Source organism: Novosphingobium indicum (genome assembly GCF_014645195.1).
Lineage (GTDB): Bacteria > Pseudomonadota > Alphaproteobacteria > Sphingomonadales > Sphingomonadaceae > Novosphingobium > Novosphingobium indicum.
Genome location: NZ_BMLK01000006.1, coordinates 93,168 through 115,138, shown reverse-complemented (window position 1 = coordinate 115,138; position 21,971 = coordinate 93,168). Strand labels below are relative to the sequence as shown.

At 62.0% G+C, this 21,971-nt stretch carries 19 protein-coding genes and 1 tRNA gene; 12 read left to right on the top strand and 8 right to left on the bottom strand.

The genetic code is table 11. The features are described 5' to 3' along the window. Positions 1 to 14 precede the first annotated feature (14 nt). The 4 genes from trpB to IEX64_RS07660 are packed head-to-tail and all read left to right on the top strand — an operon-like array spanning position 15 to position 3,592. Positions 15 to 1,256, top strand: coding sequence for a tryptophan synthase subunit beta (gene trpB / locus IEX64_RS07670; RefSeq protein ID WP_188819070.1), 1,242 nt, complete (start codon positions 15 to 17; stop codon positions 1,254 to 1,256). Positions 1,257 to 1,273: 17 nt separating this feature from the next. Beyond that, positions 1,274 to 1,489, top strand: coding sequence for a DUF6980 family protein (locus IEX64_RS24750; protein ID WP_373290132.1), 216 nt, complete (start codon positions 1,274 to 1,276; stop codon positions 1,487 to 1,489). Further along, a complete protein-coding gene (gene trpA / locus IEX64_RS07665; RefSeq protein ID WP_188819069.1) occupies positions 1,482 to 2,261 on the top strand; it encodes a tryptophan synthase subunit alpha in 780 nt (259 codons plus the stop codon). Before IEX64_RS24750 ends, trpA begins: the two co-directional genes overlap by 8 nt. A 2-nt stretch (positions 2,262 to 2,263) precedes the next feature. Then, positions 2,264 to 3,592 (top strand): bifunctional folylpolyglutamate synthase/dihydrofolate synthase, encoded by a 1,329-nt coding sequence (locus tag IEX64_RS07660; protein ID WP_188819068.1) that lies wholly within the window; start codon positions 2,264 to 2,266, stop codon positions 3,590 to 3,592. Here IEX64_RS07660 and IEX64_RS07655 read toward each other — a convergent pair. Beyond that, a complete protein-coding gene (locus IEX64_RS07655) occupies positions 3,589 to 4,920 on the bottom strand; it encodes an AmpG family muropeptide MFS transporter (RefSeq protein WP_188819067.1) in 1,332 nt (443 codons plus the stop codon). The two genes, IEX64_RS07660 and IEX64_RS07655, sit on opposite strands and share 4 nt — an antisense overlap. A gap of 93 nt (positions 4,921 to 5,013) precedes the next feature. Between IEX64_RS07655 and IEX64_RS07650 the strand changes: the two genes are divergently transcribed. Next, positions 5,014 to 5,931, top strand: coding sequence for a pseudouridine synthase (locus IEX64_RS07650; protein ID WP_188819066.1), 918 nt, complete (start codon positions 5,014 to 5,016; stop codon positions 5,929 to 5,931). Positions 5,932 to 5,951: 20 nt separating this feature from the next. After that, a complete protein-coding gene (rsmD, locus tag IEX64_RS07645) occupies positions 5,952 to 6,497 on the top strand; it encodes a 16S rRNA (guanine(966)-N(2))-methyltransferase RsmD (protein ID WP_188819202.1) in 546 nt (181 codons plus the stop codon). Between the two features lie 199 nt (positions 6,498 to 6,696). On the opposite strand, the gene IEX64_RS07640 is transcribed toward rsmD, so the two are convergent. Next, the gene (locus IEX64_RS07640) at positions 6,697 to 7,299 is read right to left on the bottom strand and encodes a hypothetical protein (RefSeq protein WP_188819065.1); all 603 of its coding nucleotides are present in this window, start codon (positions 7,297 to 7,299) and stop codon (positions 6,697 to 6,699) included. A gap of 121 nt (positions 7,300 to 7,420) precedes the next feature. On the opposite strand from IEX64_RS07640, the gene IEX64_RS07635 reads away from it, so the two are divergent. Beyond that, the gene (locus IEX64_RS07635) at positions 7,421 to 9,721 is read left to right on the top strand and encodes an ATP-dependent helicase (RefSeq protein WP_188819064.1); all 2,301 of its coding nucleotides are present in this window, start codon (positions 7,421 to 7,423) and stop codon (positions 9,719 to 9,721) included. Here IEX64_RS07635 and IEX64_RS07630 read toward each other — a convergent pair. From IEX64_RS07630 to IEX64_RS07620, 3 genes are all read right to left on the bottom strand, one after another. Then, complete coding sequence (locus IEX64_RS07630; RefSeq protein ID WP_188819063.1) at positions 9,718 to 10,530, bottom strand: sugar phosphate isomerase/epimerase family protein; 813 nt, start codon at positions 10,528 to 10,530, stop codon at positions 9,718 to 9,720. The two genes, IEX64_RS07635 and IEX64_RS07630, sit on opposite strands and share 4 nt — an antisense overlap. A gap of 46 nt (positions 10,531 to 10,576) precedes the next feature. Beyond that, positions 10,577 to 11,932: a DEAD/DEAH box helicase gene (locus IEX64_RS07625; RefSeq protein WP_188819062.1), complete on the bottom strand. Its 1,356-nt coding sequence runs from the start codon at positions 11,930 to 11,932 to the stop codon at positions 10,577 to 10,579. A gap of 154 nt (positions 11,933 to 12,086) precedes the next feature. After that, complete coding sequence (locus IEX64_RS07620; RefSeq protein ID WP_188819061.1) at positions 12,087 to 12,689, bottom strand: hypothetical protein; 603 nt, start codon at positions 12,687 to 12,689, stop codon at positions 12,087 to 12,089. A 125-nt stretch (positions 12,690 to 12,814) separates the two neighbouring features. Between IEX64_RS07620 and IEX64_RS07615 the strand changes: the two genes are divergently transcribed. Next, positions 12,815 to 14,236 carry an FAD-binding oxidoreductase gene (locus tag IEX64_RS07615; protein ID WP_188819060.1) on the top strand — a complete coding sequence of 474 codons (1,422 nt, stop codon included), beginning with the start codon at positions 12,815 to 12,817 and terminating at the stop codon, positions 14,234 to 14,236. A 131-nt stretch (positions 14,237 to 14,367) separates the two neighbouring features. Further along, positions 14,368 to 15,138, top strand: a complete 771-nt coding sequence (locus IEX64_RS07610) for a SapC family protein (protein WP_188819059.1) — start codon at positions 14,368 to 14,370, stop codon at positions 15,136 to 15,138. A gap of 280 nt (positions 15,139 to 15,418) precedes the next feature. Here the strand turns inward: IEX64_RS07610 and IEX64_RS07605 are convergent, their stop codons facing one another. Continuing rightward, on the bottom strand, positions 15,419 to 16,372 hold the full coding sequence (locus IEX64_RS07605; RefSeq protein WP_188819058.1) for an N-formylglutamate amidohydrolase: 954 nt from the start codon (positions 16,370 to 16,372) through the stop codon (positions 15,419 to 15,421). Positions 16,373 to 16,522: 150 nt separating this feature from the next. Here IEX64_RS07605 and cpdR point away from each other — a divergent pair, with 150 nt between their 5' ends. Further along, entirely contained in the window at positions 16,523 to 16,897 is a 375-nt protein-coding gene (gene cpdR, locus IEX64_RS07600; RefSeq protein WP_188819057.1) for a cell cycle two-component system response regulator CpdR, read from the top strand. A 98-nt stretch (positions 16,898 to 16,995) separates the two neighbouring features. Next, positions 16,996 to 17,070: transfer RNA gene (locus IEX64_RS07595), tRNA-Val, on the top strand. A gap of 42 nt (positions 17,071 to 17,112) precedes the next feature. On the opposite strand, the gene IEX64_RS07590 is transcribed toward IEX64_RS07595, so the two are convergent. Next, entirely contained in the window at positions 17,113 to 17,874 is a 762-nt protein-coding gene (locus tag IEX64_RS07590; RefSeq protein ID WP_188819056.1) for a crotonase/enoyl-CoA hydratase family protein, read from the bottom strand. Between the two features lie 134 nt (positions 17,875 to 18,008). Between IEX64_RS07590 and IEX64_RS07585 the strand changes: the two genes are divergently transcribed. Next, positions 18,009 to 19,238, top strand: a complete 1,230-nt coding sequence (locus tag IEX64_RS07585; RefSeq protein WP_188819055.1) for an NADP-dependent isocitrate dehydrogenase — start codon at positions 18,009 to 18,011, stop codon at positions 19,236 to 19,238. A gap of 610 nt (positions 19,239 to 19,848) precedes the next feature. On the opposite strand, the gene IEX64_RS07580 is transcribed toward IEX64_RS07585, so the two are convergent. Further along, positions 19,849 to 21,714 (bottom strand): P-loop NTPase fold protein, encoded by a 1,866-nt coding sequence (locus IEX64_RS07580; protein ID WP_188819054.1) that lies wholly within the window; start codon positions 21,712 to 21,714, stop codon positions 19,849 to 19,851. Positions 21,715 to 21,971 lie beyond the last annotated feature (257 nt).

Genomic DNA, 21,971 nt, shown 5'->3' with positions numbered 1-21,971 from the left:
CCAAGCGCGCATCCATGACTGCTCAACCGCCCGTGAATTCGCTACGCTCGCTGCCGGACTCGACCGGTCACTTCGGTACGTTCGGTGGCCGTTATGTCGCCGAAACGCTGATGCCGCTCATTCTCGATCTCGAGAAGGAGTACCGCAGGGCGAAGGAAGACCCCTCGTTCCAGGAAGAGTTCGACGATCTTCTAAAGAACTTCGTCGGCCGCCCCAGCCCGCTCTACTACGCGCCGCGTATGACCGAGCACTTCCGCGAGGCCGCGCCCAAAGGCAAAGGCCCCAAGATCTACTTCAAGCGCGAAGACCTCAATCACACCGGCGCGCACAAGATCAACAACTGCATCGGCCAGATCCTGCTGGCGATCCGCATGGGCAAGACCCGGATCATCGCCGAGACCGGCGCCGGCCAGCACGGCGTTGCCACCGCGACGGTCTGCGCGCGCTTCGGCATACCTTGCGTGATCTACATGGGCTCGACCGATGTTGCCCGCCAGCAGCCCAACGTGTTCCGCATGAAGCTGCTTGGCGCCGAGGTGGTGCCGGTGGAATCGGGCGCCAAGACGCTCAAGGACGCAATGAACGAGGCGCTGCGCGACTGGGTCGCCAACGTCCACGACACCTTCTACATTATCGGCACCGCCGCCGGACCGCACCCCTATCCGGAACTGGTGCGCGACTTCCAGAGCGTCATCGGTACCGAGACCAGGGCACAAATGCTGGAGGCCGAGGGCCGCCTGCCCGACATGCTGCTCGCCTGCGTCGGCGGCGGATCGAATGCGATCGGCATGTTCCATCCCTTCCTCGACGATCCCGAAGTGGCGATGGTCGGTGTGGAAGCGGCAGGCCACGGCATCGAAACCGGCCAGCACGCCGCCAGCCTCACCGGCGGCAAGCCGGGCATCCTCCACGGCAACAAGACCTACCTGCTGCAGGACGAGGATGGCCAGATCACCGAAGCGCACTCCATCAGCGCGGGCCTCGACTATCCCGGCCTCGGCCCAGAGCACTCGTGGCTGCATGAAAACGGCCGCGTGCGCTACGTGCCGATCACCGACGATCAGGCGCTGGAAGCTTTCCAGCAGTGCTGCGCGCTGGAGGGGATCATTCCGGCTCTCGAAAGCGCCCACGCTCTCGCAGCCCTGCCCCAACTCACCACAGAGATGGACGAAGACAAGATCCTCGTCGTCAACGTCTCGGGCCGCGGCGACAAGGACATCTTCACCGTCGCCGAGGCACTGGGGGTGGAGCTTTGAGCGCACACTGCTGCGACATGATGGATGCTCAAATCAGTTTGACCTGCAAACAGCACCCTGAACGCAGCGACTGCCCAGATTGCCTAATCAGCTACGACCCAGCCTTTTTGCGTTATGGGATCATGATCCACGATGGTGGCTCGTCTATGATCGCGATTGATTACTGCCCTTGGTGCGGGTGCAAGTTGCCCGAACCGGAAGATAACAACGAGGATTACCCGATCCATGAGTGATCGCTTCGAAACCGCCTTCTCCAAGGGACCCGCCTTGGTCTGCTTCATCACCGGGGGTGACGGTGACACCGCGACCAACCTCGACGCGCTCGTCGAAGGCGGCGCCGATGTGATCGAACTCGGTATGCCCTTCACCGATCCCATGGCGGACGGTCCGGCCATTCAGGAAGCCAACCTGCGCTCGCTCGGCAAGGGCACGCGCACGGACGACATCTTCCGCTACGCCGCCGAGTTCCGCCAGCGCCACCCGCAGATTCCGCTGGTGCTGATGGGCTATGCCAATCCGATGACCATCCGCGGTCCCGAATGGTTCGCCGAAGAGTGTGCCAAAGCCGGCGTCGATGGCGTAATCTGCGTCGATATTCCGCCCGAAGAGGATGCCGCACTTGGCCCCGCTTTGCGGGACGCAGGCGTGTCGCTGATCCGCCTCGCCACGCCGACCACCGATGCCGCTCGGCTTCCCGCCGTGCTCGAAGGCTCCTCGGGCTTTCTCTACTACGTCTCGGTGGCCGGTATCACCGGCATGCAGCAGGCCGCACAGGGCTCGATCGAAGAGGCCGTGGCCAAGCTCAAGGCCGCCAGCGATATTCCCGTTGCCGTCGGCTTCGGCGTGCGTACGCCCGAGCAGGCGAGCTCGATCGCCAAAGTTGCGGACGGCGTGGTCGTCGGCTCGGCGCTGGTCGACCTCGTCAAGCAGCACGGGGACAAGGCCGCAGGACCGCTCAAGGAGCTGACCTCGGCGCTGGCCGAAGCGGTGCATTCGGCGCGCTGAAGGTGGGCGACTTCGCGGTATCGGACGATCCCCGCGTACAGGCCCAGCTAGACCGCCTGGACGCCCTTTCCGTTCCGCAAGGACGGCTGGGGCTCGACACGATCCGTGCGCTGCTGAAGCGGCTCGGTAACCCGCAGCGCCGCCTCCCGCCGGTGTTCCACGTCGCCGGCACCAACGGCAAGGGCTCGACCTGTGCCTTCCTGCGCGCCGCTCTGGAAGCGGCCGGGCACCGCGTCCACGTTTTCACCAGCCCTCATCTCGTGCGCTTCAACGAGCGCATGCGGGTGGCGGGCACGCTGATTTCCGACGAGATGCTGGCGGACCTCCTCGCGGAAGTGCTCGATGAAGCCGAGGCGGCCGGCATCGGCGCCAGCTTCTTCGAAGTCTCCACTGCTGCAGCCTTCCTCGCCTTTGCGCGGACACCCGCTGATGCCTGCGTGATCGAAGTCGGGCTCGGCGGCCGTTTCGATGCCACCAATGTGATCGAGACGCCGACAGTCTGCGGCATTGCGTCGCTCGGGATCGATCACGAGGCTTTTCTTCTGTCTCCCGATCCCGAGGCGCCCAAGGAACCCCACATCCGCATCGCCTTCGAGAAGGCCGGCATCGCCAAGGCCGGCGCGCCGCTGGTCACGCTCGATTACAACTTCGGCATGAACGAGGCTATCGACGCCAAGGCGCTGCAAGTCGGCACCGAGGTTATTCGCCGCACGCGCGACTGGTCCATCGGGCCCACCCAGAGCGGCTTCGCCTATCGCGACGACAAGGGCTCGCTCCACCTCCCGCTTCCCGCGCTGGCCGGCAATCACCAGGCCGTCAATGCAGGCCTCGCCATTGCCATGCTGCGCCATCAGAACGCGCTCAGCGTGCCCGACGCCGCGCTGGTAGCCGCCATGGGATGGGCGCGCTGGCCCGCCCGTCTGCAACGTCTGGGTGAAGGACCGCTGACCGCGCTGCTGCCGCCCGGTACGCCTTGCTGGCTCGACGGCGGGCACAATCCGGATGCGGGGAAAGCACTGGCCCTGCACTTTCGCGAGCGCCGCCCGCACATTCATCTCGTCATCGGCATGCTGGCGAACAAGAATCCGAACGCCCTGATCGCCCCACTGGCCGATCGCCTCGCCAGCGTGACGGTCGTCCCGGTGCCCGGCCATGCCTGCCATGAAGCCTCGGCGTTCAATCACGTCTTCGCGCCCGAAGCCTCCGCTTCAGATAGCGTGGCCGAAGCGCTCAAACGGATCGAACCGGCCAAGGGCGAGTGCGTGCTGATTGCCGGTTCGTTGTACCTTGCCGGGGGCGTCCTTCGCGAAAACGACGAACAGCCGGACTAATCCCGCGCGTCGCCCTCGCCGACTTCGCCCGCCGTGCCCATCGCATCGTCGACAAGGCCGGTGCGCATCATCCACCAGAACAGCACGATGCCGGGCAGTGCAGCGACCGTGGTGAGCAGGTAGAAGTTCACATACCCCATCATCTCGATCAGCGAGCCCGCAGTCGTACCGGTCAGGAAACGCCCGACGATGCTCGCACCCGCCGAGATCAGCGCATATTGCGCGGCAGTGAAGCGCAGGTCGCAAAGCGCCGAGAAATAGGCGACCACCACGACACCGCCGTACCCGCTGGCGAAGTTCTCGAAACCGATGGCCCCGGCCATGCCTAGATTGCTGTGCCCCGCCGCCGCGAGCATCGCGAAGCTGAGATTGGAAACAGCCATGAGCACCAGCGCGATCAGGACCGAACGCTTGAGGCCCATCCGCGCGTAGATCACGCCGCCGACGAAGACGCCGATGATCAGTGCCCAGAAGCCCACACCCACGTCGTAGAGCGCGATTTCGTTGTTTGTGAACCCAAGGTCGTTGAACAGCAGACGGAACGTCAGGTTCGCCAAGGTGTCGCCAATCTTGTGGACCAGAATGAAAAGCAGAACGAGCAATGCGCCGTTGCGCCGAAAGAACTCCTGAAACGGGCCTACGATAGAGGTCCAGACTTCCGAAAGCTCGCGCTTTTCATACACCACCTGATGCCTGATGGGTTCGCCCATCACGATCGCGGTGATCATGGCAGGCAGTGCAAAGACGGCGCAGGCGGCATAGGCCATGTGCCAGTCGAACCGCGATGCCAGCACGAGCGCCACGGCGCCCGCAGCGGCTGCGCCGATGCGCCAGCCGTACTGGCTCATGCCGGAGCCGGTACCGAGCTGATAAGGCTTCAGGGTCTCGATTCGAAAGGCATCGATCACGATGTCGAAGCTTGCGCCGGCCAGCCCGAGCAATACTGCCGCCAGCACCGTGGGTCCGATATTGTCGGGCGACGGATTTACAAGCGCGAGGTTCACGGTCGCCGCCATGACCAGCAGACCGATCACGATCATCCACGAGACGCGCTGCCCCATCCGAACCAGAACGGGGATCTTCACGCCATCGACCACCCAGGCCCAGAACGGCTTCAGATTGTAGACGAAGAACGCCAGCGTGAAGGCGGTGATCGTCGACTTCTCGATCCCGTCCTGCGCCAGCCTCGTCGTCAACGTGGCCGCCAACAGCGCGAAGGGATAGCCCGAAGACACCCCGAGGAAGAAGGACGCAAGGGATTCCTTTTCGAGGTAAGGCTCGATCGAAGCCGCAATGCCACGCCGTTTGCTGGTATTTTCGGCGCTCACGCCATTCTCCCCGAAACCAAACCGCCAACTTAGCGTCGCACGAAGCGATGGGAAGGCTGGATGAAGCCGCGATCAACAGGTATGGCGCCGCAAATGTCCAAACCACCTCACAAATCGGGCGGCTCACGGCGCGGCAGCCCTTCTCAGGGGCGCCCCTCGCAAGGCCCCAGCCGCGGTGCCCCGCCGCGTGGCGCCAGCAAGACCGGCAAACCCCGCTCCGCAAGCTCCGCATCGAAGGCGCCTGCGCCCCCTCCGCGCCCCAAAGACCGCGAAGGAGACCGGATCGCCAAGCTGCTCGCCCGCGCGGGCGTAGCCAGCCGCCGGGAAGCCGAGCGAATGATCGCGGAAGGGCGCGTGAGGCTGGGCGAGGATTTGATAGAGACGCCCGCCACAGTGCTCACCAGCCTGAACGGCGTTACGGTCGACGGCAAGCCGGTTAAGGAAGCGGAAGCCACGCGTCTCTTCGCCTTCCACAAACCCGCAGGCCTGATCACCGCCGAACGCGATCCGGCCGGGCGGCCGACCATCTATACCGCCCTGCGTAATGCCCTGCCTGCCGGAGCCGGGCGCGTCATGCCCGTGGGTCGCCTCGACTTCAGTACCGAGGGACTGCTGCTGCTCACCAACGATGGCGAATTCAAGCGCCAGCTCGAGCTGCCTGCTACCGGCGTTCCGCGCACGTACCGTGCACGGGCCTTTGGCGATGTCACCCAGAAGCAACTCGAGGACCTGATCGACGGCATCGAGATCGACGGCGTGCGCTACGGCAAGATTAACGCCAACATGGAGCGCAAGACCGGCCGCAATCAGTGGATCGAAATGACGCTGACCGAGGGCAAGAACCGCGAAGTGCGCCGTGTTCTCGAACACCTGGGCCTCAAGGTCAGCCGCCTTATCCGTGTGGGCTACGGTCCCTTCGCACTCGACGAGCTACCCAAAGGCAGCGCGGTCGAGATCGCCACGCGCGATCTGGAGGCTTTCCGCCGTACGCTTGGCGGCGCTAAGGCATGAGAAAAGGCGCCAACGCGGGAATGCGCATCGTCGCCGGCGAGTGGCGCGGCCGGAAGCTGGCCGCTCCCGAAGGCGACGCCACCCGGCCGACTGCCGACCGGACGCGCGAAACGCTGTTTTCGATGCTCACCAGCCGGCTCGGCACTTTCGAGGGGCTCAAGGTCGCCGATCTGTTTGCCGGATCGGGTGCGCTCGGACTGGAGGCGCTTTCGCGCGGGGCAGCGCATTGTCTTTTCGTCGATCAGGACCCGGCAGCGATTCGGGCCATTCGCCGCAACATTGCCAATCTCAATGCCCAGTCGCGGTCGGATGTGAGGACCAGCTCCGTGATGGCCATGGGCGCGGGTAAGGAACCGCTCGATCTGGTGCTGCTCGACCCGCCGTACGAGACCGGTGCCGGCAGCGTCGCAATCGACAAGCTGGCGCGACTTGGCTGGATCGGAGAGGCGACTTGGGTCAGCCTGGAGACGGCCAAGCAGGAATCCGTGTCGATAAAGGGCTTCGTGGCTGAAGCGACCCGCGACGTCGGCAAGGCCCGTATCCACATTCTGCGCCGCGAAGCCTGAGGCGCATACGCAAAGGGTTACCCAAAGCCGGCGCCCTTATCCAGAACACGTCGGGAGAAGCGGCCTAGGAACCCTGCATCTGGCCGGTTCACCCGAGTTCCCTGCAGGGCGATCCTGAGAAAATTGCCACACCTGACAGATCACAGGAAAATGGGCGCCATCAGCTGGCGCCCATCCTCGTCGCAGATTGTAAACGAAGTCAGATACTGCCGGGATTGCGGCAGCTATCCTGAATGTCCTTGCTGCAGACCGGATAGTCCTTGTTCATGGCCGAAGCCGGGGGCGGGGTCAGTGCGCCCTTGTAGGGTCCGCCCTGATAGCTTTCGTCAGCCGGCATCGCTGGCGGCACATCCTGGCTTGCCGTCTTGGGAGCAGGCACGCCCTTCGTCGGCATGCCCTTGCCCGGAGGGTTGGCCTGTCCCGGCGGCGTCGTGGGGGTCTGTCCCGCCAGCTGCTGAACGACCGACTGCCATGCCAGCTTTCGCTGTTCGGGCGTCATGTCGTAGATCCGGCCCCGCTGGTCCGGCGTCAGGGCCCAGTAGCCCTTCTGCTGTTGGGGCGTCAGCGTCCAGTAGTAGACCTTGTATTCGTTCGGCCATGCGTCGTAGTCGGACTGCAGATCGGCAGCCCAGGCATCGTACGCGGCTTGCTGTTCCGCGGTGAGCACTGGCGCCTCGGCCGTCGCCTGCGAAGGCATGGCTGCACCGGACGTATCCGTGGCCATAAAGCCTTGGGCCAGCACCGCCGTGGGGGCTGCTGCCAGGGCGAACACGGCGGCGCCGTTCAGTAGAAGTTTGCGCATAGGATCTCTCTCCTTTGTCGATTGTCGTGTCGCCCTTTCGACGAACCGACACCGCCAATGTTTCCCCACTTGCGACGAAGCGACCTTGCGCAGCGTCTGTCCGTTCCCTAGTTGTTCGCGGGTGAACGACCTGCAATCCCCCCTGCCCACCAATGCCCAAGACCCTTTGCTGGGCGGATTGAACGCGCCGCAACGCGATGCCGTTTTGACGACCGAAGGCCCCGTCCTGATGCTGGCCGGAGCGGGAACGGGGAAGACATCGGCGCTCACCCGGCGGCTGGCGAACCTCGTGCGCAGCCGGCTTGCCTGGCCCAGCGAGATCCTGTGCGTGACCTTCACCAACAAGGCGGCGCGCGAGATGCGCGAGCGCGTGGGGCACCTGATCGGGCCTGCGGTGGAAGGCATGCCGTGGCTGGGCACGTTTCACGCGATTGCGGCCAAGATGCTGCGCCGTCACGCCGAACTGGTCGGACTGCAATCCAACTATACAATTATCGACACCGACGATCAGCTCCGCCTGCTCAAGCAGCTCATCCAGTCGGAAGGGCTCGACGAAAAGCGCTGGCCGCCGCGCCAGCTGGCAGGCTGCATCGATCGCTGGAAGAACCGCGGCCTCAACCCGGAGGACCTCGATGCCGGCGAGAACGAGGCCTATGCCAATGGCAAGGGCCAGCATTTCTACCGTCTCTATCAGGACCGGTTGAAGGCCCTGAACGCCTGCGACTTCGGCGATCTTCTGCTGCACATGCTCAACATCCTGCGCACCAATCGCGAGGTTCTGGAGCAGTACCAGCAGCGCTTCAAATACGTGATGGTGGACGAGTATCAGGACACCAACCAAGTCCAGTACCTGTGGCTGCGCCTGATCGCGCAGGGCCGCCAGAACATCTGCGTGGTGGGTGACGATGACCAGTCAATCTATTCATGGCGCGGCGCAGAAGTTGCCAATATCCTGCGGTTTGAAAAGGATTTTCCGGGCGCCAAGGTCATCCGTCTGGAACAGAACTACCGCTCCACGCCGCAGATCCTCGCAGCCGCTTCCGGCCTCATCAACGAGAACAGCCAGCGCCTCGGCAAGACGCTGTGGACCGAAAAGCACCCCGGCGACAAGCTGCGCGTCATCGGCGTGTGGGATGCCCCAGAGGAAGCCCGCCGCGTGGGTGACGATATCGAGCGGCTCGAACGCGAAGGCGCCCCGCTCGATCAGATCGCCATCCTCGTACGCGCGCAGTACCAGACCCGCGAGTTCGAAGACCGGTTCATAAGTATCGGCCTCAAGTACCGGATTATCGGCGGTTTCCGCTTCTATGAACGTGCGGAAATTCGCGACGCGCTGGCCTATCTTCGGGTGATCGCCCAGCCGGCCGACGATCTTGCGTTCGAACGCATCTACAATTCGCCCAAGCGCGGCCTTGGCGCCAAGGCACTCGAAAAGCTGCACCTGCTCGCCCGGCGCCGGTCGATCCCGCTGGCGGCAGCCGCGATCGAGATCATCGACACCGACGAGCTGCCTGCGCGCGCGCGCAACACGTTCCTTTCGCTGATGCGAGACTTCGCCCGCTGGCGCGATCTCGAGAAGACCGAGAACCCGGCCGATCTGATACGCACGGTGCTCGATGAAAGCGGCTACACCGATGCCCTGCAGGCGGAAAAGACCGCCGAAGCTGCAGGCCGTCTCGAAAACCTCACCGAGCTCGCAAGAGCCATGGAGGAATACGAGAGCCTAGGCGATTTCCTCGAACACGTCAGCCTGGTGATGGACAACGAGGCCGCCTCGGAAGAGGAAAAGGTCACGATCATGACCATGCACGCCGCCAAGGGGCTGGAATTCGACCACGTCTTCCTGCCCGGCTGGGAGGAAGGCGTTTTCCCCTCGCAGCGCTCGCTCGACGAAGGCGGGCTCGCCAGCCTCGAAGAGGAACGCCGGCTCGCCTACGTGGCAATTACTCGCGCGCGCCGGAAATGCACGATCCTGCACGCCGCGAACCGCCGCATCTATGGCCAGTGGACCAGTTCGATCCCCTCACGCTTCATTGCCGAGCTGCCCGACGACCACGTCGACAGCGAAACGACGCTGACCGGCGGTGCGTCGCTCTGGCGGGCGCAGTGGTCCGAACATGCCGATCCCTTCGCCGATGTCGCTCGCGCGCAGCCTGCCCGTACCATTACACGCGGTCCCGGTTGGCAACGGGCAGCCCGGCAGGAATTCGATCCCAAACCGCGCCGCATCACCGAAAGCACGCGCAGCGCCGCCAGCTTTGCCGCCAAACCGCGCACCGACCTCACCATTGGCGCGCGCGTGTTTCATGAGAAGTTCGGTTACGGCACGATTGCCGAGCAGGAAGGCAATAAGCTGGAAATCGAATTTGAGAAATCCGGCCGCAAGCGCGTACTCGACAGCTTCGTGAAGGTGGCCGACTAGACGCCCCAGCGCGTCAGCCGTTCGGCCAGCCACTCCACGCTGCGCGCGATTGCCGTCTCGTATCCCTCTGCTTCGATAGCCGGACCGAGAAACTCGATGTCGAAGTACCCGCAGTAGCCTGCATCGAGAAGTTCGCCAATGAGCCATTCGAGCGGGATGGAACCATCGCCGGGCACGCGGCGATTGAACTTCAGATCCTCGCCGACTTTGAAGTCGCTGACGTTGACGATCAGAAATCTTTCGTGATGTTCCCGAAACAGTCGCGGCAGATCGCGCTCGTGCCAGCAGTTCTGCAGTTCCACCACCACACCGAGGTCAGCGCGCACGCCCAGTTCGCAGGCAGCAGCAAGCGAACTCACGAAACCGAGTTCGCGATTGGCGATGGAGTTGTGCTCCACCCCCAGCCGCACGCCAGACTGGATCGCATAGCCATTGGCGAGCCCCATCATCGCGACCAGACGATCAAACGCTTCGTCGGTCGGCATGCGCTCGGGCGCGGGCCTGGATACAGTGAAGGCAGAAGGGCAGTTCAAAGCGACCGCCGCGTCGATCAGCGGGCGCAGATGGCCCAGCGTTGTTTGGGCATCATCGATCAGCGAGGCACCGCCGGTTCCGACAGACGCCACTTTCATACCGCTCCCGCCAACCAGGTCGATCACCTCATCCGGCGGATCGCCAAGCCGTGCAGTCGTCAGCGATATGGCGCCTACGCCAAGGCCGGAAAGAAAATCGAGGGTCCGGGCAACGGGCCAGCGCATGGCCGAAACCACGCTGACCGAAATGCGGGGATGAACAGCGGCTGAAGTCATGGCTCCAGCCTAACGGCCAGAGCTGTGACTTGTCGCGGTGATTCGTTCAGACGAGAGCGGAAACGTGAAGGAATTCGGGGACCGGACCGTTCCAGCCATCGTCAACCGGCTCGGGTTGGGAGCGACGCGGACGACGTTCCTTGCGCGGCTCTTCCGAACGCGCTTCCTTGGCTTCCTGGCGGGGAGCGGCCTCGGCACGCTCTGCGCCCTCGTCCTTCCTGGCTCGCCGGGGACGCTGTGCCTTTGGCTTTTCCTCGACAGCTTCAGCAGCCTCGGCAGGCTGCTCTCCGGAGAACTCGAACAGCGGTATCTCACCGCCAGTCAGCTTCTCAACGTTCTGGACAGCTTCTGCATCTTCCGGAGTAACGAACGTGAAGGCACGTCCGCGGGCCCCGCCGCGACCAGTGCGGCCGACACGGTGAACATAGTCGTCCGGATGCCAGGGCGTATCGAAGTTGAAAACATGGCTGACGCCTTTGACATCGAGACCACGCGCAGCGACGTCCGAGGCGCAAAGGATATTGATCTCACCAGCCTTGAAACGATCAAGCTCTCCGATGCGAGAGGACTGATCCATGTCGCCATGAATCTCGCCAGCACCAAAACCGTGCTGTTTGAGGCTCTTGGCCAGTTCACGCACCGTGGTCTTGCGATTGCAGAAGACAATAGCCGTCGACACATTGTCCGTGCGTAGCAGGTGACGCAACATCTCGCGCTTCTTGCGGGCCGTTACCGGGACCTTGTACTGCACAATATTGATGTTCGTCGTCGCCGGACGTGCAACTTCGATATATTTCGGATTGGAGAGGAACTTGTCCGACAGCTTCTTGATCGGCGGCGGCATCGTCGCCGAAAACAGCATCGTCTGGCGATTGGTCGGCAGCTTGGCGCAGATGCTTTCGATGTCCGGGATGAAGCCCATGTCGAGCATGCGGTCCGCCTCGTCAATCACGAGCAGTTCGCAGCCGGTCAGCAGGATCTTGCCGCGTTCGAACAGGTCCATCAATCGGCCGGGCGTGGCGATGAGCACGTCAACGCCTTCGGACAGTGCCTTGATCTGATCGCCCATCTGCACGCCGCCAATCAGCAGCGCCATCTTGAGGTCGTGGTTCTTGCCGTATTTCTCGAAATTTTCGGCCACCTGAGCCGCGAGTTCGCGCGTCGGCTCGAGGATGAGCGAGCGCGGCATCAGCGCGCGACGGCGACCGTGCGCAAGAATATCAATCATGGGGAGCACGAAGCTGGCGGTCTTGCCGGTACCGGTCTGCGCGATGCCGATAAGATCCTTCATCATCAGGACCGGCGGGATCGCCTGTGCCTGGATCGGAGTCGGTTCGGTATAGCCTGCGGCTTCCACCGCTTGCAGCAATTCGTCAGACAGGCCGAGATCGGCAAAACTCATAGGCAGTAAATTTCCGGAAAATCAGAGGTGGCCACACTTTACAGATCCGCGCGGGAATTTGACATCCCATAGGAACCCGACGTGCGATTGCGCGCGCCCTATGCGGACAAGGGCACTAAAGTCAAGGAAATCCCGCCAGTCTGGCGTGCACGAATCAGCGATCTGTCTCGACGAGCTGGCGAATTCGCGTCAGCTTGCAGTTCATTCCGTTACGCGAGAGCAAGGTATCGCGATCGACGCAGAGATTTCCGTCCGACGTCTTCGCGAGATAGAAACCCGAATAGAAATCTCGCGCCCGACAGGACCGTTCGAGCTCCGCCGCAATCAACCTTCGATCCCGCAAATAGAGCATCAGACGATTGCCCCGATCGGGATGGACACCGGCGATGTCCGTAATCGCGAGGCACTTGCCAATCTTTCGTTCGGTGAAATGTACGCTGAAGTCGCCATCGGGGATACCGACAAACATGTCCTGCGGTCGCGGCGCCCGGCCACGCGGCGAAATGCGGATCTGCACGCGCTGCTCGATATGCACCTGCCAGCCCGGACGCGGCTCTACATCCTGCAACATGCGCACGGAGAAAGGCCGTCGCGGCATCAGCACCTGCGGCGGCAAATCGGGCCAGACATAGTGCGGGGCTGGCGTCTCGGTTTCCGACGCCACCACCGGCTCGTCCGCTTGGGAGTCGCTATCGACCGCCCCGGCCGCAGGCAGCAGCAGGGCAATCGGATAGAGAAGTGCGGCAGCGAGATTCATTCTTCAGTGGGTCCCCGGAATACGGCCATGCCGTTGTCCCTGCCTTACGACAAGAGCTTGAACCGTCGCTTAACTCGACAGCTTCGTGGGATGAAACGCTCCACGGTCTGTGCCATAGGGCCTGCATGATGACTTCAAACGTATTTCTGGACGAAGCCGCCGCCATCCTGGGGCCGCGCGGCCTGACCCGCGACGCGGAGCTTGTTTCCCCCTGGCTTACCGACTGGCGCGGCCGCTACACCGGCAAGGCATGCGCAATGGCATCGCCTGCGAGCACCGAAGAACTCGCCCAGCTCGTGAAGCTGTGCGCGGCACATGGCGTACCGATCGTGCCGCAAGGCGGGAACAGCGGCATGTCGGGCGGCGCCACCCCCGACGAGACGGGCAATGCCATTCTCCTTTCGATGCGGCGCATGAATGCGATCCGGGAGATCGACGTCGAAGCGCGCCGGGTGACCTGCGAAGCCGGGGTCGTGCTCCAGACACTGCACGAAGCCGTCGAAGAGAAAGACCTGCGTTTTCCTCTGACACTGGGTGGCAAAGGCTCCGCAACGGTTGGCGGCCTGATCTCCACCAATGCGGGTGGTTGCCAGGTTTTGCGGCATGGATCGATGCGCGCGCTCGTTCTCGGCCTCGAAGCCGTGCTGCCGGATGGGCAGGTGTACTCGATGCTCACACCGCTGAAGAAGGACAACCGCGGCTTCGACCTCAAGCAACTGCTCATCGGTTCGGAAGGCACGATGGGCATCGTCACGGCAGCCACTCTGCAGCTGGTTCCCGCACTGGCGGACCGCGTGGTGATCTGGGCAGGCCTACCCTCGCTCGGCATCGCGCGCAGCCTGCTGCTCCATTGCGAGGACATGGCCGGTGACGCTCTGGAGGGCTTCGAAGTCATGCCGCAGGCATGCCTCGATGCCGTCCTTACTCATCTGCCCGCAGCACGCGCGCCTCTGGAAGGCAGACACGCCTGGCATGTACTCATCGAAGTGGTAGCCGACAGCGCGTCTGCGGCAACCTTGCGCGAGCGATGCGAGACGATGATGGCCGAGGCCTTCGACAAGGATCTGGTCGACGACGCCGTCCTGTCCACCAGCGAAACACAGGCGGAGGCGTTCTGGCTCCTGCGCGAATCGGTGGCACCAGCCGAGCGCGAACGCGGCCCGGCGGTTCAGCACGACATTTCCGTACCGGTCGAGAAGATGCCCGACTTCGTGGAGACGACCGTCCCAATGCTTGAGGCAGAGTGGCCAGGCACGGAAGCCGTTGCCTTCGGACACCTGGGCGACGGCAATGTCCATTACCACATCATAGCCCCCACCGTTACCGACGGGCCTGCCTGGCAAAAGAACGAAGGCAAGGCGATCAGCCGCCGCGTGCACGATCTGGTGACGGAATGGGGCGGATCGATCAGTGCTGAGCACGGCATCGGACAGGTCAAGCGGGACGAACTGGCCCGACTCGGCGATCCGGTCGCCCTGTCGATGCTGCGCGCCGTCAAGAACGCCCTCGACCCGCAAGGCCTGCTCAATCCGGGAAAGCTGGTTTGAGGTTTTGACTCCAGCGCTTCTCTGGCAACAGCAATCCCCGAACCGCAAAGGCACCGTGCTTGCGCGGTTCGGAGCCAGCCTCTAAAGCGACGCCACGTTTTTCAAGAGCCCTATCTCGCGGAGAGTACAAAATGGCGACCGCGCCGCAAAATCCTGCCCTGCCCCTGTTCTACAAGGACCTCATTCCGCTCAATTCGCAGCAGCACGCAAACTGGAAAACCCGCTCCACTGACAAGGCCACCTGGCTGGTGGGCGTCAATTCCATTCCGCTGACCGTCGAAGAGTTCCCGCAGGCGCAGCGCAATTTCCCGATTATCTTCACTTCGGGCGACAATCCGATCCCTCTCGCCCTCATGGGCATGAACGAAGGCATCAACGTTTTCGTCGACGAGGACGGCACGCTGAATACTCCGGTCTACGTTCCGGCGTACGCCCGTCGCTACCCCTTCATGCTTGCCAAGCTGCGCCCGGAAGCGGAAGAGCTTTCGCTCTGTGTCGACCCGTCCAGCGATCTGGTGGGTGAAATCGAAGAAGGCGAAGCCCTGTTCGCGGGTTCGGAGCCGACCGACGCCACCAAGAACATGCTGAAGTTCTGCGAAAACTTCGAGGTTGCCGGCAACAAGACCGCCAACTTCATGGCCGAACTCAAGAAGCATGACCTGCTGATGGACGGTGAACTGAACATCGACACCGGCAACGGCCAGCCGTTCAACTATCGCGGCTTCCAGATGATCGACGAGAACAAGCTGCGCGAAGTACGCGGCGACGTTCTGCGCCAGTGGAATCAGAACGGCATGCTGCCGTTGATCTACGCCCACCTGTTCTCGCTTGAACTCGTTCGCGACATTTTCGGACGCCAGATGGCGCAGGGCAAGATGCCCCAGCCTGTCGCAAACGTTTGATTTATAAAGATAGCGCGGAAGTTATTGCTATTTTGTCACACTTCCGCCCAATCTTTTTAAGAACGCAAAGCAGGGCTGGACAAAGAGCCCTCATTTTGCATCAACGAATCTCTTGAATGTCAGATCAGGCATGCGTATGCTGGCTATGCCTGATCGGCGCTACCCTCATGGCCCGTTCAGGTTGGTGCACATCGTGCACCTCCTCCCTGAACCTTGGCCACCTCGCGCATAGCGCGGGGTGGTTTTTTATGTGCGGTAGCGATCGGATGCGAAAAGCGCGCTATTCCGCCGCCAGCGGCCACTCTCTGTCGCTCGAATCCTGACCCAGGTCGGACACCACTGCTGCCAACTGGCGGACAAGTACACTCAGATCCTGGATCATTGCGGCCATACCGGCGCCCGGTTCGACCATGTCAGCATCGAGGTAGCGACTGCGGTCGATTTCAACCTGCAAGGCGTGAACCCCCGCTTGCGGATCGGCATGGCGTTCGAGCACATAGCCGCCTGCATAAGGACGATTGTGCGCTGCCTCCCGCCTGAACGCGGCCAATTGGGCAAAGGCTGTGGCGACTACACTGCCGTGACACGTCGCACCGAAACGATCGCCTATGACAACTTGCGGTCCCGCTGCGCCGATCCGGCCCTGCAGGGGCGGCATCGAATGCAGGTCTATCAGCAAAGCCGCACCCCATCGTTCTCGCAGAGCAACCAAGGCATCGGCCAGAGCTGCATGATAGGGCCGGTGGACTCCATCGATCCGCCCCTTCAAGTCTTCCTGCCGGAACCGCCGTCGCCAAAGTTCGCCGATGCCCGGCAGCCGGCGTGGGATAACACCAAGGCCACTGCGGACCCGGCGGCTCGGTAGCCCCAGAGGCCCCGAAGGACGCTCCGACCGCAGGAACATGTCCCAGTCGACATCGTCGGGCGCCCGGTTGAGATCGACCATCGCCCTTGGCGCATTGGCGACCAGCAGATTGGCCCCGGTCTCGCGTGCAATTCCATGCGCCAGGTGATCGACGTAGCGATCCTCCAGCCGCAACGCGACGCTTTCCGAATGACGCATGTCGTCGAGAAGAGCGCGCGGGTAAGCCCTGCCGCCGTGCGGTACCGCGATCAGAACCGGGACGGCCGATGGCTCGGTAGCCTGCAGCGTGAAGGCGGGCAGCCCCGGCGCGCCGGGAATCCATCCGCCACGCTCCGTCTGCGAATCACTCTCACCTCGGGTTTCGACCATGGTCACAAAGCTGGCCGTTTCATCTTGTCGAGTCAAAGCGTCCCGTTACCGGTCAATCTGAAATCCGGGCGAGAAAATTAACGGAGGAACGGTTATGGGTCTGCTCAGAACACAGTCGCACTAGCACGCAATGAATTGGATTTTGACGCGATGATCCGCATCCTCCTTGCCGAAGACGATCAGGCCATGCGCACTTATCTGGCGCGGGCCCTTGAGAACGCCGGGTACGATGTGGTCTCGGTCGACCGGGGCAGCGAAGCCCTGCCCTATCTCGAATCCGAAGAGTTCGACTTGCTGCTGTCCGACATCGTCATGCCCGAAATGGACGGCATCGAGCTGGCCCAGCGCTGCGCCGAAGTATCGCCAATGACCAAGGTCATGTTCATCACCGGATTCGCAGCCGTCACCCTGCGCGCCAGCCGCGAGGCACCGCAGGCCAAGGTTCTTTCCAAGCCCTTCCACCTGCGCGATATCGTGATGGAAGTGCAGCGCGTTTTCGGCCTCAGCGCCCACGCGCAGCTCTGACGGAAATTTTCCTGCCAAAGCGGCTTGCATCGGCAAGATCACGACGCTAAAGGGCCAGTCCTCCGAGCGGGATGCCCCGCCGGACGCTCGAATGGAATGGGCGTATAGCTCAGTGGTAGAGCACTATGTTGACATCGTAGGGGTCGCAAGTTCAATCCTTGCTACGCCCACCATTCCCTGAAAACCCGCCGCGCAAACGGCGGGTTTTCTGCTTTCTAGCGCCCCTTCCATTCCGGCTTGCGCTTCTCCGCGAAAGCCTGCGCGCCTTCCTTGGCGTCTTCCGAGGTGAAGATGTGGGCGACGTAGGGGTTCTGGTGCGTGTTTATGTCCTCCACCGGCCAGAGCCACGAATCGCGCACGATGCCCTTGGTGGCCATGATCGCGAGCGGACCGTTGGCGACGATCGTCTCGGCCAGGTTTCGTGCCCCCTCGATGGCCGGCCCCTTGGTCACGCGGTTGACCATGCCCAGCTCATGCGCCCGCACCGCACCCATCGGATCGCCCGTCAGCGCCAGTTCCATCGCCAGCGGGCGCGGCAGCATCCGGGGGAGCTGCACCGCCCCGCCCCCCGCCGCGACGAGGCCGCGCTTCACTTCGGGGATGCCGAACTTCGCATCCTCGTGCGCGACGATGAGGTCGCAGGCAAAGGCCAGTTCCATCCCGCCCGCCAGCGCGTAGCCATCGACGGCTGCGATCACCGGCTTGTTCGGCGTCCACGTCGTGATGCCACCGAACCCGCCGCGCTCGTCGACCGGCAGTTCCCCGCGCAGGAACCCCTTGAGGTCCATTCCCGCGCAGAAGGTGCCCCCTGCCCCTGTCAGGATCGCGCAGCGCAGCTCCGCCTCTGCGTCCAGCCGGTCCATCGCCGCCGCGATTGCCTGCGCCGCCGCCTTCGTCATGGCGTTGCGCTGCGCGGGCCGGTTGATCGTCACTTCCAGCACGCCGCCGCGCACCTCGACCAAGACCTCTTCGCTCATTCGATCCTTCCTCCCTGCGATTTGTATCAGGCTGGCCGCCCCAACCCGGCCTGTAAAGCCGATACTTGCCTTGCTAAGCGCAATCGGCGTGCCTAAGAGACGCCCAAATTCTCATCCCCAGGGGAGCTATCCGAATGGCAAAGATCAAGGTTGTAAATCCCGTCGTCGAGATGGACGGCGATGAAATGACGCGGATCATCTGGCAGTGGATCCGTGAACGTCTCATTCTCCCGTACCTCGACATCGACCTGAAGTATTACGACCTTTCGGTTGAGAAGCGCGACGAGACCGACGACCAGATCACCGTCGATGCAGCCAACGCCACCAAGGAATTCGGCGTTGCCGTGAAGTGCGCGACGATCACGCCCGACGAAGCCCGCGTCGAGGAATTCAGCCTCAAGAAGATGTGGAAGTCGCCCAACGGCACCATCCGCAACATCCTGGGCGGCGTCGTCTTCCGCGAGCCGATCGTGATCTCGAACGTTCCCCGCCTGGTTCCGGGCTGGACCGACCCCATCGTCGTCGGCCGTCACGCCTTCGGTGACCAGTACCGCGCCACCGATACCCTGATCCCGGGCCCCGGCAAGCTGCGCCTGGTGTTCGACGGCGAGAACGGCGAGAAGATCGACCTCGACGTGTTCGACTTCCCGAGCGCCGGCGTCGCGATGGCGATGTACAACCTCGACGATTCGATCCGCGATTTCGCCCGCGCCTCGTTCAACTACGGCCTCAACCTCAAGTGGCCCGTGTACCTGTCGACCAAGAACACGATCATGAAGGCCTACGACGGCCGCTTCAAGGATCTGTTCCAGGAAGTGTTCGACAGCGAAGGCTTCGCCGAGAAGTTCAAGGAAGCCGGCATCACCTATGAGCACCGCCTGATCGACGACATGGTCGCCTCGGCGCTCAAGTGGTCGGGCAAGTTCGTCTGGGCCTGCAAGAACTACGACGGCGACGTCCAGTCCGACACCGTCGCGCAGGGCTTCGGCTCGCTGGGCCTGATGACCTCGGTCCTCATGGCGCCCGACGGCAAGACCGTGGAAGCCGAAGCGGCTCACGGCACCGTCACCCGCCACTACCGCCAGCATCAGGCCGGCAAGGCGACCTCGACCAACCCGATCGCCTCGATCTTCGCCTGGACCCGCGGCCTCGCCTATCGCGGCAAGTTCGACGGCACCCCGGACGTGACGGCCTTCGCCGAAACGCTCGAGCGCGTCTGCATCGAGACCGTCGAGGAAGGCAAGATGACCAAGGACCTCGCGCTGCTCATCGGCCCGGACCAGAGCTGGATGACCACCGAGCAGTTCTTCGAGGCCATCGTCGAGAACCTCGAAAAGGAAATGACCAAGCAGGGCCTCGGCTGAGCCCCCTGCCTGACGGCTGAAAAGCCAGTCTTTCGAAGGCCCCCTTCCGGAAACGGGAGGGGGCTTTTTCGTGGCCAGCCGCCCGCAGACTTCAATTTTCAAACTTCGCCCACTCCAGCCATGAAGACTTCGAAAAAGGCCTTGTTTTTCATATCCCTGCACGGTGCGTAACTTCTCACCCCCGCGAGGGCCCGAAGGAAGGATCTGAACAGTTCAAAGAGCACGGCAAGACAGATGCCGCGCGCAGTGTGGCAGGGGTTGGCTGAGTAGGAAAATGGCGGGAAAGAAGATGAATGCGAGGGCCATCGCCCTCGCGCTCCCCATACTTGGCAGCGTTGGGCGCGATTGGTGATCTCATGAATGGGCCAGTTGAGGAATGTCCGGTTCAGAGCCGAAACGTGAAGATGGCTGCCACCCCCACCATGTCGGCTCCCGACCATTGTCGGTCGTTCAGTTGCCAATTTTTGTCCCCATCATGGGAATGCTCTGGTCCTCATCAAGTCCGTCATGTTGGACGAAACGGTCTTTCCGGAATCAGCGAGAAGGTCAGTGAAAAGCAGCCACTTGTACAGATCTGTACTGGACTGAAGTGGCCGCCAACCCAAACTACCTATGTCGCTCCCTCAGCTTCCGCGCTGTCATCTGGAATATGTTGGCCGAACCACTCCGCAAAAATGGTGAGCTTGTTTCGGCGCACCGGTTCCGAAGCTTCGGCAAGCTTAAGCATCGCGTCGCGCAGGGATTTCGCCCAAAGCAGCTCGTCCTCAAGCTCACGGCCTAATGCGCCGTGATTGTATCGTGAGGCGAGGCACTGAAACACCTGACATTCTACCAGCGCTGGTTGATGCTGGACAGCCGCAAGAAATTCGGCAGGGTCGATCTCTCTGAGAACCGGCCCTTCGATCAAGTCCGATCCTTCTCCGCCAGGCCCCACAAGGCGTCGGCAAAACAGGTCTGGATCTTCGCCTAGCTCGTCCATCAGACGTGCTGCGAGTGCAGGTAACCGCTCGATACTCGCTAGCTGCCGCTGCTCATCGAGGAAACCGTAGATTTCCCGGAAGTATTCCGATCCCACATCGATAAAACCGAGACCTCCCCACGCACCGTGCCTGCTATTCTCCATGAACGAGTTTGCGTTAAGGGGGGGCAATTCACCTCGTTCGCGTAAGGCGACGATATAAGTCTTTGCGCTTTCGACGACGCTGTCACGGTCACCTTCGAGAAGATTGACATCGGTCATCATCAGCATCATGCCGAAAATGTGCAGGATTTCACCTGGATCGCGATATTGGAGCTTGGCCAGTTCACGTTGCAGCATTCCGATGGCTTCTACGACTGCGCCGTCATCTCGTTCGAAACGATGCCATATCGTGCGCCAGGATGGCTCATCAGCCGGCTCCAAGAACCAGGCACTGCTATCCAGATCGCGCTTGATTAACAACTCGTCGATGACGCCATTGACCAGCAACTCGATCAGAAGCTCGTCTGACAAAGTCGTGTCGCTCAAGTCGATCCCTTTATAGCGTTCAAAGGAAGACTTTATTGGAGCATCTTCGTTGCTATCCATCATCGCCGTGATCCAGTGATCTTTACGACCTCTGATCTGCCCAGCATTCAACCGTCCAAGCTTGATCTCAAACGAGAGTGCGAAGAGCAGGCGCAGGATATGCAGCATTGCTCTGGCGTGCTGTCGATGGTGGGGCTCAATAGCCTGATAGAACCGTTCGAAGTCCCAAAGGGTCTGCTTGAGAACCCGTAGGTTATTGACCTCGCCCTGTTCGTAAAGTTCGACGATATGGTTCTCGACCGATCTAAGGTGATCGCGCGCCTCAGCATGTGCCACGTCGACGAGAAATGCAGAAAGCGCGCCCCGCACCGCAGACTTGGCTTCCAAGGTCTGTCCGACCAGCTTTTCCCGCTTGCGGCGATAGCCGTCTGAGCTCTCTAGTTCTGCTTCGTTGGCGACGAGGATAACTCGACACCCTGAGTGCTCCACGAATTGATTGATGTAACCGAAGATGGCGTCAGACGACATCGACGATCGCTCGATGTCGTCGAAGACGTAGATCGCACCGGTGGTCCTGCGTTCGAAATCTTGGATCGTTATCGGGTTTTCAATCCCCTTGAATTGCAAGCCTGCGTTCAGTGCCCGTCCAACAACTTTCGCAGCCTTCGACCCCAAAATCGGATGGGTCGCGGCAAAGATGGCCGTGTCAATTTCAGAGGGGGCATCAACGCCGTAGAGGCTAACGTAAATATATGCTTTCTCGTCATCGAAGAGCTGGGCGAGGATTTGACGGATCAGGAATGTCTTGCCGATACCCCACGGCCCGCGAATCATTACTGCATAGCCAGGCGGGCTCGAAAGGCTAAGGTAGTAGCTCAGATATTCACGAATGTGGCGGTTGGGATCAGCCACTTCAGACATTGTCACCATCGAGCAGGTAATGTCGATTACAGGTCGGGCCTGATCCATCGGACGACCATCCCACACCGCCTTGAAGAGCCGACTTATGCGTTGCCAAATCAATTGTACGCCCGTTCCCTTGACAGATACACAACTGGTTTCACCTCTGTTCTTGTGTGGCACTTCACCATGGCGGCGCAGTCGTGATCGATGCAGTAGATCATTCCCCAAAAAATATCAGTCATTATGGACGATCCCGCAAGTTAGCGAACCTCTATCGAGGATCGCCATTCTCACTTAAAGCGGCCCGGTAACACTTGATGAAG